The organism is Polaribacter sp. Hel_I_88 (assembly GCF_000687935.1).
Lineage (GTDB): Bacteria > Bacteroidota > Bacteroidia > Flavobacteriales > Flavobacteriaceae > Polaribacter.
The window spans coordinates 2,668,747-2,682,321 of sequence record NZ_JHZZ01000001.1; the positions used below are offsets into that span (position 1 = coordinate 2,668,747).

The following is a 13,575-nucleotide window of genomic DNA, read 5'->3' on the forward strand; positions in this document are numbered from 1 at the left end:
TTATGAAAGTATTCACACAATCAGTTAATTTCAACGCAGACAAAGAATTAATTAACTTTGTAGAAAAGAAAGTTGGTACATTAGTAAAATTTCATGATAAAATTGTAGATGCAGAGGTTTTTTTAAAAGTTCAAAATACTAGTGATAAAGAAAACAAAATTACAGAAATTAAAATAAATATTCCAGGTAGCGAGTTGATTGTAAAAAGAGAAACAAAAACCTTCGAAGAAGGTGTTAATGCTGCTGTAGACAATTTAAAAAGACAATTAAAAAGGTCAAAAGAAAAACTTCGTGATTCTATGATTTCATAAAATCAAAAAAAAATCAAAAAAATACTACAAATAGTTTTTATATATAAAAAAACTTTATACATTTGCAATCCGTTAGAAATAGCGGATTGTTTTTTTGAAAAAAAGCCGATGTAGCTCAGCTGGCTAGAGCAGCTGATTTGTAATCAGCAGGTCGTGGGTTCGAGTCCCTCCATCGGCTCAATAAAAAAAATAAAATAGTTCATTGAAATAGTAAATTTATAGGGGAGATACTCAAGCGGCCAACGAGGACGGACTGTAACTCCGTTGACTACGTCTTCGCAGGTTCGAATCCTGCTCTCCCCACAAATTTACATTTTGCGAAAGTAGCTCAGTTGGTAGAGCGTCAGCCTTCCAAGCTGAATGTCGCCGGTTCGAACCCGGTCTTTCGCTCAAATTAAATCAACAAAGCCGGTGTAGCTCAGTTGGTAGAGCGCATCCTTGGTAGGGATGAGGTCGTGGGTTCAAGTCCCGTCGCTGGCTCATTTAATAAGTATTATTAGACACTATATATTTAAAAATAAAAATTAAAATCAATAATTATGGCAAAAGGAACTTTTGACCGTTCGAAACCACACTTAAACATCGGTACAATCGGACACGTAGATCACGGTAAAACAACTTTAACTGCGGCTATTACTAAAGTATTAGCTGATGCAGGATTCTCTGAAGCTAGGTCTTTTGATCAGATTGATAATGCACCAGAAGAAAAAGAAAGAGGTATTACAATTAATACTTCGCACGTTGAATACCAAACTGCAAACCGCCACTATGCACACGTAGATTGTCCAGGTCACGCGGATTACGTTAAGAACATGGTAACTGGTGCTGCTCAAATGGATGGTGCTATCTTGGTGGTTGCTGCTACAGATGGTCCAATGCCACAAACTAGAGAGCATATTTTATTAGGTCGTCAAGTAGGTATTCCACGTATGGTTGTTTTCTTGAACAAGGTAGATATGGTTGATGATGAAGAGCTTTTAGAGTTAGTTGACATGGAGGTTAGAGAATTATTATCTTTCTATGAATATGATGGTGATAATGGGCCTGTTGTTTCTGGATCTGCTTTAGGGGCATTGAACGGTGAGCAAAAATGGGTTGATACTGTTTTAGAATTAATGGAGCAAGTTGATGCTTGGATTGAAGAGCCTTTGAGAGAAATTGATAAGCCTTTCTTAATGCCTGTTGAAGATGTGTTTTCTATTACAGGTCGTGGTACAGTAGCAACTGGACGTATCGAAACTGGAATTGCAAATACTGGAGATGTTGTTGATATTATTGGTATGGGAGCTGAAAAAATGACTTCTACTATTACTGGTATTGAAATGTTTCGTCAAATCTTAAATAGAGGAGAAGCAGGAGATAACGCTGGTATCTTATTAAGAGGTATAGCAAAAGAAGATATTAAAAGAGGAATGGTAATTTGTAAGCCAGGTTCTGTAACTCCACATGCTAAATTTAAGGCAGAGGTTTATGTCTTGAAAAAAGAAGAAGGTGGACGTCATACTCCATTCCATAATAATTATCGTCCACAGTTCTATGTAAGAACTACAGATGTAACAGGTACAATTAATTTGCCTGATGGAGTTGAAATGGTTATGCCAGGAGATAACTTAACAATTACTGTAGACTTGATTCAGCCTATTGCTTTAAACGTAGGTTTAAGATTTGCTATTCGTGAAGGTGGTAGAACTGTAGGAGCAGGTCAGGTAACTGAATTATTAGATTAATATTAATTATTTAGTAATTGATAAATATAAAAGGTATTCCGTTTCTAACGGAATACCTTTATCAATGAATAAATATACGGGCGTAGTTCAGCGGTAGAGCACTGGTCTCCAAAACCAGCTGTCGGGAGTTCGAATCTCTCCGCCCGTGCAATAAAAACATAAACGTACGATGAATTTTATACAATATATCAAAGATTCTTTTGATGAGTTAAGTAATCACATGACTTGGATTTCAAAAGAAGATGCGCAAAAAACAACAGTAACTGTAGCTGTTTTTACAATATTGTTTGCATTAGCAGTAGCTGGTATAGATTATGTTTTTCAAACCGGATTGGATAATTTTTTCGAAATGTTTAAATCTAATTCATAATGGCAGCTGATTCAGTAATGAAATGGTATGTTGTTAGAGCCATTGGAGGACAAGAAAACAAAGTGAAAGCCTATATAGAAACTGAAATTTCTAGAGTAGGTTTATCTGATTATGTTAATCAGGTGATTGTACCTACAGAAAAAGTTATTCAAATACGTAATGGTAAGAAAGTAAATAGAGAGAGAGCTTTTTTTCCAGGATATATTATGGTTGAAGCAAATCTTTCGGGAGAAGTTCCTCACGTAATTAGGTCTATAACCGGAGTTATTGGTTTTTTAGGTGAAGTAAAAGGAGGAGACCCTGTCCCAATGCGTAAATCTGAGGTTAATAGAATGCTTGGTAAAGTTGATGAACTTTCTGTTCAAGATGAAAATATGGCTATTCCATTTAATATTGGTGAAACCGTAAAAGTTGTAGATGGACCATTTAATGGATTTGATGGTACTATTGAAAAAATAAATGAAGAAAAACGCAAGCTTGAAGTAATGGTAAAGATTTTTGGAAGAAAAACTCCATTAGAATTAAGTTACATGCAAGTAGAAAAGGTATAATTGTTACACAAATATATAGATCGATTTATTTTGATGCTTCCAAAGTTAAGATAAATCATTAAACATTTTTAAAATGGCAAAAGAAGTTAGTAAAGTAGTTAAGTTACAAGTAAGGGGAGGCGCAGCGAATCCATCGCCGCCGGTTGGACCCGCTTTAGGTGCTGCTGGTGTTAACATTATGGAGTTCTGTAAACAGTTTAATGCAAGAACGCAAGACAAACAAGGTAAAGTTTTACCTGTTGTTATTACTGTTTTCAAAGACAAATCGTTTGATTTTGTTGTAAAAACTCCTCCTGCAGCAGTTCAGTTACTAGAAGTGGCCAAAATTAAAAAAGGTTCAGGAGAACCAAACAGGAAAAAAGTAGCATCAGTTACTTGGGATCAAATTAAAGTGATTGCAGAAGACAAAATGGTAGATTTAAATGCCTTTGAGATTTCTTCAGCAATGCGTATGATTGCAGGTACAGCACGTTCTATGGGTTTAACAGTTAAAGGAAATGCACCAGCATAAACTTTATAAAAAGTAGTAAAATGGCAAAATTAACAAAAAAGCAAAAAGAAGCGCACGCGAAATTAGATCGTTCTCAATCGTATGATTTAGCAGCAGCTTCAGCGTTAGTCAAAGACATTACTAATGTAAAGTTTGATGCATCAGTAGATTTAGCAATACGTTTAGGAGTAGATCCACGTAAAGCTAATCAAATGGTTCGTGGTGTAGTAACATTACCTCATGGAACAGGAAAAGATGTAAAAGTTTTAGCATTAGTAACTCCAGATAAAGAAGCAGAGGCTAAAGAAGCAGGTGCAGATTACGTTGGATTAGATGAGTACCTTCAGAAGATTAAAGGAGGTTGGACAGATGTAGATGTAATTATCACGATGCCTGCAGTTATGGGTAAATTAGGTCCTTTAGGTAGAATATTAGGTCCTAGAGGTTTAATGCCTAACCCAAAAACAGGTACAGTAACTATGGATGTTGCTAAAGCTGTACAAGATGTAAAAGCTGGTAAAATCGATTTTAAAGTTGATAAAACTGGTATTGTACACGCTTCAATTGGAAAAGTATCTTTTGATGCTATAAAACTTCAAGAGAATGCAAACGAGCTAATACAAACTATTATTAAATTGAAACCAACAACTGCTAAAGGCGTTTATGTAAAAAGCGTTTTTATGTCTAGTACAATGAGTCCTAGTATCGCTGTTGAGGTAAAAACTGTTTAATACGTTAAAACTTATAATTATGACTAGAGAAGAGAAATCACAAGTAATACAAGATTTAACAGAAGTATTAGCAGATACTAATACGTTATATTTAGCAGATATTTCTGGATTAAATGCACAGACTACTTCTAATTTACGTAGAGCATGTTTTAAGGCAGGTATTCAGTTATCAGTTGTTAAAAATACATTACTTGCGAAAGCAATGGAAGCATCAGATAAAGATTTTGGTGATCTTCCAACAGTATTAAAAGGTAATACTTCTATGATGATTTCTGAAGCAGCTAATGCTCCAGCTAAATTAATCAAAGAATTTAGAAAAAAATCTAAGAAACCATTATTAAAAGGGGCTTTTGCAGAAGAGTCTGTTTATATTGGAGATGATCAATTAGATGCTTTAGTAGATATTAAGTCTAAAGAAGAATTAATTGGAGAAATCATTGGATTATTACAGTCACCAGCGAAGAATGTTATTGGAGCATTACAATCTGGAGGACAAAAACTTTCAGGTATTTTAAAGACATTATCTGAAAAATAAACAAGCGCACAAATAAACTATAATAAACAAAATTTTTAAAAACAATTAAAATGGCAGATTTAAAAGATTTCGCAGAGCAATTAGTTAACTTAACAGTAAAAGAAGTTAATGAATTAGCTACTATCTTAAAAGACGAGTATGGTATTGAGCCAGCAGCAGCAGCAGTTGCAGTTGCAGGACCAGCAGCAGGTGGAGAAGAAGAAGCAGATGAGCAAACTGAATTCGATGTAATTTTAACAGCAGCAGGTGGTTCTAAGCTTGCAGTAGTAAAATTAGTTAAAGAATTAACTGGTTTAGGATTAAAAGAAGCAAAAGGTATCGTAGATAGCGCTCCTGCAGCAGTAAAAGAAGGTGTATCTAAAGATGAGGCAGAAGGTCTTAAAAAATCTTTAGAAGAAGCTGGAGCTGAAGTAGAGCTTAAGTAAGCTTTAATCCTGATTTCATTTATTGGAATTAGGACAACAAATTTAGGTTTAGGTACTAAAAACACATGTTTTTAGTCCTAAACCATTTTGTGTATATATTCGTTCTTTATTTTAATTCAGATTTTAATCAAAAAAATATTCTCTTTTGGCAACGAAAAACACTACTGAAAGAATCAACTTCGCCACTTCTAAAATGATTAAGGAGTATCCAGATTTCTTGGATATTCAGGTAAAATCTTTTCAAGATTTTTTCCAACTTCAAACAAAAGCAGAAGAAAGAGGTGAAGAAGGTTTGTATAAAACCTTCATGGATAACTTTCCTATTACAGATACAAGAAATCAATTCGTTTTAGAATTTTTAGATTACTTTGTAGATCCACCTAGATATTCAATACAAGAGTGTATTGAAAGAGGTCTTACACACAGTGTTCCTTTAAAAGCACGTCTAAAACTTTACTGTACAGACCCAGAACACGAAGATTTCGAAACTATTGTTCAAGATGTTTATCTTGGTACAATTCCTTATATGACAAACTCTGGTACCTTTGTAATTAATGGTGCAGAGCGTGTGGTAGTTTCTCAATTACACAGATCACCAGGTGTATTTTTTGGACAGTCATTCCACGCAAATGGTACAAAATTATATTCAGCAAGAGTAATTCCTTTTAAAGGTTCTTGGATAGAATTTGCAACCGATATCAATCAAGTAATGTATGCTTATATTGATAGAAAGAAAAAATTACCAGTAACAACATTATTCAGAGCTATAGGTTTTGAAAGAGATAAAGATATTTTAGAGATTTTTGATCTTGCTGAAGAAGTAAAAGTTTCTAAAGCTGGTTTAAAGAAAGTATTAGGACGCAAATTAGCGGCTAGAGTTCTAAAAACTTGGCATGAAGATTTTGTGGATGAAGATACTGGAGAGGTTGTATCAATTGAAAGAAATGAAATAATTTTTGATCGTGATACAATTCTTGAAAAAGAACACATTGATGAAATAATGGAAGCAGGTGCTAAAACCGTTTTACTACATAAAGTAGACAACGATTTAGCAGATTATGCTATTATACATAATACATTACAGAAAGATCCTACGAATTCTGAAAAGGAAGCTGTAGAACATATTTATAGACAATTACGTAATGCAGAACCGCCAGATGAAGAGACTGCAAGAGGTATAATCGATAAGTTATTCTTTTCTGAACAAAGATATAATTTAGGTGAAGTAGGTCGTTTTAGAATGAACACCAAACTTCAATTAAATGAACCTATAGATCAAAAAGTATTAACGAAGTTAGATATTATTACGATTATAAAATATCTAATTGAATTGATAAACTCTAAAGCAGAAGTAGATGATATTGATCATTTATCAAACAGAAGAGTTAGAACTGTAGGAGAGCAATTAGCAGGTCAGTTTGGTGTTGGTTTAGCTAGAATGGCTAGAACAATTCGTGAACGTATGAATGTACGTGATAACGAAGTTTTTACACCTATTGATTTAATTAACGCAAAAACTTTATCATCTGTAATTAATTCTTTCTTTGGTACTAACCAGTTATCTCAGTTTATGGATCAAACAAATCCATTAGCAGAGATTACACATAAGCGTAGGTTATCTGCACTTGGACCTGGTGGTTTATCAAGAGAAAGAGCTGGTTTTGAGGTACGTGACGTTCACTATACTCATTATGGACGTTTATGTCCTATTGAAACACCTGAAGGACCAAACATTGGTTTAATTTCTTCACTTTCTGTTTTTGCAAAAGTGAACAATTTAGGATTCATTGAAACTCCATATAGAAAAGTAGACAATGGTGTAGTAGCTGGTGATGAACCAATCTATTTAAGTGCTGAAGAGGAAGAAGGAATGAAAATTGCTCAATCTAATTTAGAACTTAATGAAGATGGTACTATTGTTTTAGATAGAGTTATTGCAAGAGAAGAGGGCGATTTTCCTGTTGTTAACCCAGATGAGATTAACTATATGGATGTTGCACCAAACCAAATTGCATCAATATCTGCATCTTTAATTCCATTTTTGGAACATGATGATGCTAACCGTGCTTTGATGGGATCTAACATGATGCGTCAAGCAGTTCCTTTATTACGTCCTGAGTCTCCTATTGTTGGAACAGGTTTAGAACGTAGAGTTGCAAAAGATTCTAGAATCTTAATTAATGCAGAAGGAGCAGGAGTTGTTACTTATGTTGATGCAAATCAAATAACTATAAAGTACGACAGAACCGAAGAAGAAAAAATGGTAAGTTTTGATTCTGATGAAGTTACTTATAACTTAATCAAGTTTAGAAAAACAAACCAAGGTACTTCTATCAACCTAAAACCAATTGTAGAAAAAGGAGATAGAGTTGAAGAAGGGCAAGTTCTTTGTGAAGGTTATGCAACACAAAAAGGAGAATTAGCTTTAGGTAGAAACATGAAAGTAGCCTTTATGCCTTGGAAAGGGTATAACTTTGAGGATGCCATCGTAATTTCAGAGAAAGTTGTTCGTGAAGATATATTTACATCTATTCATATCGATGAGTATTCTTTAGATGTTAGAGATACAAAATTAGGAACTGAAGAGTTAACTAATGATATTCCTAACGTTTCTGAAGAAGCTACCAAAGATTTAGATGAAAATGGAATGATAAGAATTGGAGCAGAAGTAAATCCTGGTGATATCTTAATTGGTAAAATTACACCAAAAGGAGAATCTGATCCAACTCCAGAAGAAAAATTATTACGTGCTATTTTTGGTGATAAAGCAGGTGATGTAAAAGATGCATCATTAAAAGCTTCTCCATCTTTAAGAGGTGTAGTAATTGATAAAAAATTATTTAGAAGAGCTGTTAAAGATAAGAACAAGAGATTAAGAGATAAAGAAGCTGTTGCAACTTTAGAGCAATCTTTCGTTTCTAAGTTTGAAACTTTAAAAGATGAATTAATTGATAAATTATTCACTTTAATAAGCGGAAAAACATCTCAAGGAGTTTTTAACGATTTAGGAGAAGAAGTTTTACCAAAAGGTAAAAAATATACGCTTAAAATGTTAAATTCTGTTGATGATTATATTCACTTAACAGGTTCTTGGACAACTGATAAAGATTTAAATACTTTAGTTGGTGAATTAGTTCACAATTATAAAATTAAAGTAAATGATTTACAAGGTTCTTTAAGACGTCAAAAATTTACAATTTCTGTAGGTGATGAATTACCGGCTGGAATTTTAAAATTAGCTAAAATTTACATCGCTAAAAAACGTAAGTTAAAAGTAGGTGATAAAATGGCAGGACGTCATGGAAACAAAGGTATTGTAGCTAGAATTGTAAGAGCTGAAGATATGCCTTTCTTAGAAGATGGAACTCCAGTAGATATCGTTTTAAATCCTTTAGGTGTACCATCTCGTATGAACATTGGTCAGATTTATGAAACTGTTCTTGGTTGGGCAGGTCAAAAATTAGGAACTAAATATGCAACACCAATTTTTGATGGAGCATCTTTAGATCAGATTAATGGAATTACAGACGAAGCTGGTGTACCAAGATTTGGACATACTTATTTATATGATGGTGGAACAGGAAAACGTTTCGATCAACCAGCAACAGTTGGTATCATTTATATGATTAAGTTAGGACACATGATTGAAGATAAAATGCATGCTCGTTCTATTGGACCATATTCTTTAATTACTCAACAACCTTTAGGTGGTAAAGCACAATTTGGAGGTCAGCGTTTTGGAGAGATGGAAGTTTGGGCGCTTGAAGCATATGGAGCATCAAGTATCTTAAGAGAAATCTTAACCGTAAAATCTGATGATGTTATGGGTAGAGCTAAAACATACGAAAGTATTGTGAAAGGTGAAGCAATGCCAGAACCAGGTTTACCAGAATCTTTTAACGTATTAATGCATGAACTGAAAGGTTTAGGTTTAGACGTTAGATTAGAAGAATAATATTAGTAAACAGTTAATCAGTATTCAGTAAGCAGTCAGCTTCTGAATACTGAATACTGAATACTGCCAATTGAATACTGAATACTTATTTAAAGACATGGCAAGAAAACAAGAAAAGTACACTGTAAAAAAGTTTAATAAAATCTCTATTGGTTTATCATCACCAGAAGCAATTCTAGAAATTTCTAAAGGTGAAGTTTTAAAACCAGAAACTATAAATTATCGTACACACAAGCCAGAAAGAGATGGTTTATTTTGTGAGCGTATTTTTGGTCCTGTAAAGGATTACGAATGTGCTTGTGGAAAGTACAAAAGAATTCGCTACAAAGGTATCGTTTGTGATAGATGTGGTGTAGAAGTTACAGAAAAGAAAGTACGTAGAGATAGAGTAGGGCATATCAATTTGGTAGTGCCTGTTGCTCATATTTGGTACTTTAGATCATTACCTAACAAAATGGGTTACCTTTTAGGTTTGCCATCTAAAAAGTTAGATATGATTATTTACTACGAAAGATACGTAGTAATTCAGCCAGGTATTGCTAAAGGTCCTGAAGGAGAGCCATTACAAAAAATGGATTTCTTAACGGAAGAAGAGTATTTGGATATCGCTGATGAACTTCCACAAGATAATCAATATAAAGATGATGCTGATCCAGATAAGTTTATCGCTAAAATGGGTGCAGAGTGTTTAATTGATTTGTTAGCGCGTATCGATTTAGAATCTTTATCTTTCGAATTAAGACATAAAGCAAATACAGAAACGTCTAAACAACGTAAAACTGAAGCTTTAAAACGTTTAAATGTTGTTGAAGCATTTAGAGATTCTCAAAAGAACAGAGAAAACAATCCTGAATGGATGATTATGAAGGCTGTGCCTGTAATTCCACCAGAATTAAGACCTTTGGTTCCTTTAGATGGTGGTCGTTTTGCAACTTCAGATTTAAATGATTTATACAGAAGGGTTATTATTAGAAACAATCGTTTAAAAAGATTGGTTGAAATAAAAGCTCCAGAAGTTATTTTACGTAATGAAAAGCGTATGTTACAAGAATCTGTAGATTCTTTATTTGATAACACACGTAAATCATCAGCTGTAAAAACTGAATCTAACAGACCTTTAAAATCTTTATCAGATTCATTAAAAGGTAAACAAGGTCGTTTCCGTCAAAACTTATTAGGAAAACGTGTTGATTATTCTGCACGTTCTGTAATTGTTGTTGGACCAGAAATGAAATTGTCTGAATGTGGATTGCCAAAAGATATGGCAGCTGAACTTTACAAGCCTTTTGTAATTAGAAAATTAATTGAAAGAGGAATTGTAAAAACAGTAAAATCTGCAAAGAAAATTATAGATAGAAAAGAACCAGTTGTTTGGGATATTTTAGAAAATGTAATTAAAGGTCACCCAGTTTTATTAAACAGAGCTCCTACTTTACACAGACTTGGTATACAAGCATTCCAACCAAAATTAATTGAAGGTAAAGCAATTCAGTTACACCCATTAGCGTGTTCTGCATTTAATGCCGATTTTGATGGGGATCAAATGGCTGTGCATTTACCATTAGGACCAGAAGCTATTCTAGAAGCACAAATTTTAATGTTGGCTTCTCATAATATCTTAAATCCAGCAAATGGTGCTCCAGTTACTGTACCTTCTCAGGATATGGTTTTGGGTCTTTATTATATGACTAAAGAAAGAATCTCTACTCCAGAAGTTAAAATTAAAGGAGAAGGATTAACTTTTTATTCACCAGAAGAAGTTACGATTGCTTTTAATGAAGAGAAAGTAGACTTAAATGCTGGAATTAATGTAAGAACTTACGATGTTGATGAAAATGGTGAGCAAGTAAGAAAAATAATAAAAACTACAGTTGGTAGAGTTTTATTTAATGAAAAAGTTCCTGCTGCTGCTGGTTACATTAATGAAGTATTAACTAAAAAGAACTTACGTGGTATTATTGGTGGTATTTTAAAAGCTACTGATATTCCTACAACTGGAGAATTTTTAGACGAAATTAAAAATATGGGATATAAATTTGCCTTTCAAGGTGGTTTATCATTCTCATTAGGAGATATTATTATTCCTGCTGAAAAACAATCTATGATTGATGAAGCAAACAAGGAAGTTGATGCTATTGTAGGGAACTACAACATGGGTATGTTAACGCAAAAAGAGCGTTACAATCAGGTAATTGATGTTTGGGGTTCTACCAACAACAGATTAACTGAATTATCTATGAAAAACTTACGTGAAGACCAACAAGGTTTTAACTCGGTTTATATGATGCTTGATTCTGGTGCAAGGGGTTCTAAAGAACAAATTCGTCAGTTAACAGGTATGCGTGGATTAATGGCAAAACCTAAAAAATCGACTGCTGGTGGTGGAGAAATTATTGAAAACCCAATTTTATCTAACTTTAAGGAAGGTTTATCAATTTTAGAATACTTTATCTCAACTCACGGTGCTCGTAAAGGATTAGCAGATACCGCATTAAAAACGGCAGATGCTGGTTATTTAACACGTAGATTGGTAGATGTTTCTCAAGATGTTATTATTAACGAAGAAGATTGTGGAACTTTAAGAGGATTAGATGTTGAACCTTTAAAGAAAAATGATGAGATTGTAGAATCTTTATCAGATAGAATTGAAGGTCGTATTTCTTTACAAGATGTGTATCATCCTTTAACAGATGAACTTCTATTAGAAGCAAATCAACCAATTACATCTAAATTAGCGGATGCAGTGCAAGCTTCAGGAATTGATTCTGTTCAAGTAAGATCTGCTTTAACTTGTGAGTCTTTAAAAGGTATTTGTGCTAAATGTTATGGATTAAGTTTATCTACTCGTAACAAAGTTCAAATTGGTGAAGCAGTTGGTGTAATTGCAGCACAATCTATTGGAGAGCCAGGTACACAGTTAACATTACGTACTTTCCACGTTGGTGGGGTTGCAGGAAACATATCAGAAGAAAACAAATTAATTGCCAAATTTGATGGTAATGTTGTTATTGATGATTTAAAAACTGTAAAAGGTAAAGATAACGATGGTAAGCCAGTAGATATCGTAATTTCGAGAACTGCTGAAATTAAAATTATTGATAAGAAAACAGATATAACTCAAAGTACAAATATTCTTCCTTATGGGTCTATTATTTTTGATAAAGATAGAAAGACTATTAAAAAAGGAGATGCAATTGTTCAATGGGATCCATTTAATGGTGTAATTGTTTCTGAATTTGCTGGTAAGGTGAAGTTTGATAATTTACAACAAGGTATTAACTACTCTGTTGAAATCGATGAACAAACTGGTTTCCAAGAAAAAGTAATGACTGATTCTAAAAACAAGAAAATCATTGCTTCTTTAATCATTGAAGATAAAGACGGAAACGATTTACGTTCTTATAGTTTACCAGTAGGTGCACACTTAATGGTAGATAATGGAGAAATGGTAGAGGCTGGACATACAATTGTTAAAATTCCAAGAAAATCTGGTAAAGCAGGTGATATTACTGGAGGTTTACCAAGAGTAACAGAATTATTTGAAGCACGTAATCCTTCAAACCCTTCTGTAGTTTCTGAGATTGATGGTGTTGTTTCTTTCGGAAAAATTAAAAGAGGAAATAGAGAAATTATTGTTGAATCTAAAACTGGAGATATTAGTAAGTATTTAGTTAAACTTTCTAACCAAATTTTAGTTCAAGAAAATGACTTTATCAAAGCAGGGATGCCATTATCTGATGGAGCAACAACTCCTTCTGATATTTTAAGAATTAAAGGGCCATCTGCAGTTCAGCAATACTTAGTAAACGAAATTCAAGAAGTATATCGTTTACAAGGTGTAAAAATTAATGACAAGCATTTCGAGGTTGTAGTTCGTCAAATGATGCGTAAAGTTAAAATTATTGATTCTGGAGATACGTTATTTTTAGAAAATCAATTAGTTCATAAAATTGACTTTATACAAGATAATGATGCTATTTTTGGAATGAAAGTTGTTGAAAGTGCTGGAGATTCTGAAAACTTGAAAGAAGGTCAAATTATTTCTGCTCGTCAGTTAAGAGATGAAAATTCTTTATTGAGAAGAAATGATAAGAACTTAGTTGAAGCTAGAGATGCAAAACCAGCAACAGCTGAACAAGTTTTACAAGGTATTACAAGAGCTTCTTTACAAACAAAATCGTTTATTTCTGCTGCTTCTTTTCAAGAAACAACTAAAGTATTAAACGAAGCTGCTGTAAGTGGTAAAGTAGATACTTTAGAAGGCTTGAAAGAAAATGTAATTGTTGGTAAGAGAATTCCTGCAGGTACAGGTATGAGATCTTACGAAAACATTATTGTAGGCTCTAAAGATGAAATGGAGCAAAGTAATTTCTAAATAAAAACGTGTAAACGTTTTAAGTTTTAAAAAGTTGAATTGTTTACTGTAAGTTAATTATGGTATTCAATTCAACTTTTTTATTTTTACATGTATAAAATTTAA

Annotated in this window: 10 protein-coding genes and 5 tRNA genes; all 15 read left to right on the plus strand. The window is 33.3% G+C overall.

The window, feature by feature from the left end:
* The first annotated feature begins 2 nt into the window (after nt 1–2).
* The 15 genes from raiA to rpoC all read left to right on the plus strand — a co-directional run bounded on the left by raiA (nt 3) and on the right by rpoC (nt 13,470).
* Nucleotides 3–311: a ribosome-associated translation inhibitor RaiA gene (gene raiA / locus P161_RS0112010; protein ID WP_026777227.1), complete on the plus strand. Its 309-nt coding sequence runs from the start codon at nt 3–5 to the stop codon at nt 309–311.
* A 104-nt stretch (nt 312–415) separates the two neighbouring features.
* Nucleotides 416–489, plus strand: a tRNA-Thr gene (locus P161_RS0112015).
* 43 nt (nt 490–532) lie between these two features.
* Nucleotides 533–614, plus strand: a tRNA-Tyr gene (locus tag P161_RS0112020).
* 14 nt (nt 615–628) lie between these two features.
* A tRNA-Gly gene (locus P161_RS0112025) sits at nt 629–701 on the plus strand.
* A gap of 17 nt (nt 702–718) precedes the next feature.
* A tRNA-Thr gene (locus P161_RS0112030) sits at nt 719–791 on the plus strand.
* 59 nt (nt 792–850) lie between these two features.
* Nucleotides 851–2,038, plus strand: coding sequence for an elongation factor Tu (tuf, locus tag P161_RS0112035; RefSeq protein ID WP_026777228.1), 1,188 nt, complete (start codon nt 851–853; stop codon nt 2,036–2,038).
* 76 nt (nt 2,039–2,114) lie between these two features.
* Nucleotides 2,115–2,186, plus strand: a tRNA-Trp gene (locus tag P161_RS0112040).
* A 21-nt stretch (nt 2,187–2,207) separates the two neighbouring features.
* Complete coding sequence (secE, locus tag P161_RS0112045) at nt 2,208–2,408, plus strand: preprotein translocase subunit SecE (protein WP_026777229.1); 201 nt, start codon at nt 2,208–2,210, stop codon at nt 2,406–2,408.
* The gene (gene nusG / locus P161_RS0112050; protein WP_026777230.1) at nt 2,408–2,959 is read left to right on the plus strand and encodes a transcription termination/antitermination protein NusG; all 552 of its coding nucleotides are present in this window, start codon (nt 2,408–2,410) and stop codon (nt 2,957–2,959) included. Before secE ends, nusG begins: the two co-directional genes overlap by 1 nt.
* A gap of 73 nt (nt 2,960–3,032) precedes the next feature.
* Nucleotides 3,033–3,470: a 50S ribosomal protein L11 gene (rplK, locus tag P161_RS0112055; RefSeq protein WP_026777231.1), complete on the plus strand. Its 438-nt coding sequence runs from the start codon at nt 3,033–3,035 to the stop codon at nt 3,468–3,470.
* Between the two features lie 20 nt (nt 3,471–3,490).
* Nucleotides 3,491–4,180 carry a 50S ribosomal protein L1 gene (rplA, locus tag P161_RS0112060; protein WP_026777232.1) on the plus strand — a complete coding sequence of 230 codons (690 nt, stop codon included), beginning with the start codon at nt 3,491–3,493 and terminating at the stop codon, nt 4,178–4,180.
* A gap of 19 nt (nt 4,181–4,199) precedes the next feature.
* The gene (rplJ, locus tag P161_RS0112065; protein ID WP_026777233.1) at nt 4,200–4,715 is read left to right on the plus strand and encodes a 50S ribosomal protein L10; all 516 of its coding nucleotides are present in this window, start codon (nt 4,200–4,202) and stop codon (nt 4,713–4,715) included.
* A 50-nt stretch (nt 4,716–4,765) separates the two neighbouring features.
* Nucleotides 4,766–5,140 carry a 50S ribosomal protein L7/L12 gene (gene rplL / locus P161_RS0112070; RefSeq protein ID WP_026777234.1) on the plus strand — a complete coding sequence of 125 codons (375 nt, stop codon included), beginning with the start codon at nt 4,766–4,768 and terminating at the stop codon, nt 5,138–5,140.
* 145 nt (nt 5,141–5,285) lie between these two features.
* Nucleotides 5,286–9,095 (plus strand): DNA-directed RNA polymerase subunit beta, encoded by a 3,810-nt coding sequence (gene rpoB / locus P161_RS0112075; RefSeq protein WP_026777235.1) that lies wholly within the window; start codon nt 5,286–5,288, stop codon nt 9,093–9,095.
* Nucleotides 9,096–9,192: 97 nt separating this feature from the next.
* Nucleotides 9,193–13,470 (plus strand): DNA-directed RNA polymerase subunit beta', encoded by a 4,278-nt coding sequence (gene rpoC / locus P161_RS0112080; protein ID WP_026777236.1) that lies wholly within the window; start codon nt 9,193–9,195, stop codon nt 13,468–13,470.
* Nucleotides 13,471–13,575 lie beyond the last annotated feature (105 nt).

Excerpts from the sequence above, each read along its gene's own strand:
- rplL (WP_026777234.1), top strand. The coding sequence starts at position 4,766 with ATGGCAGATTTAAAAGATTTCGCAGAGCAATTAGTTAACTTAACAGTA.
- nusG (WP_026777230.1), top strand. The coding sequence starts at position 2,408 with ATGGCAGCTGATTCAGTAATGAAATGGTATGTTGTTAGAGCCATTGGA.
- rplJ (WP_026777233.1), top strand. The coding sequence starts at position 4,200 with ATGACTAGAGAAGAGAAATCACAAGTAATACAAGATTTAACAGAAGTA.
- rpoC (WP_026777236.1), top strand. The coding sequence starts at position 9,193 with ATGGCAAGAAAACAAGAAAAGTACACTGTAAAAAAGTTTAATAAAATC.
- tuf (WP_026777228.1), top strand. The coding sequence starts at position 851 with ATGGCAAAAGGAACTTTTGACCGTTCGAAACCACACTTAAACATCGGT.
- rplA (WP_026777232.1), top strand. The coding sequence starts at position 3,491 with ATGGCAAAATTAACAAAAAAGCAAAAAGAAGCGCACGCGAAATTAGAT.
- raiA (WP_026777227.1), top strand. The coding sequence starts at position 3 with ATGAAAGTATTCACACAATCAGTTAATTTCAACGCAGACAAAGAATTA.
- secE (WP_026777229.1), top strand. The coding sequence starts at position 2,208 with ATGAATTTTATACAATATATCAAAGATTCTTTTGATGAGTTAAGTAAT.
- rplK (WP_026777231.1), top strand. The coding sequence starts at position 3,033 with ATGGCAAAAGAAGTTAGTAAAGTAGTTAAGTTACAAGTAAGGGGAGGC.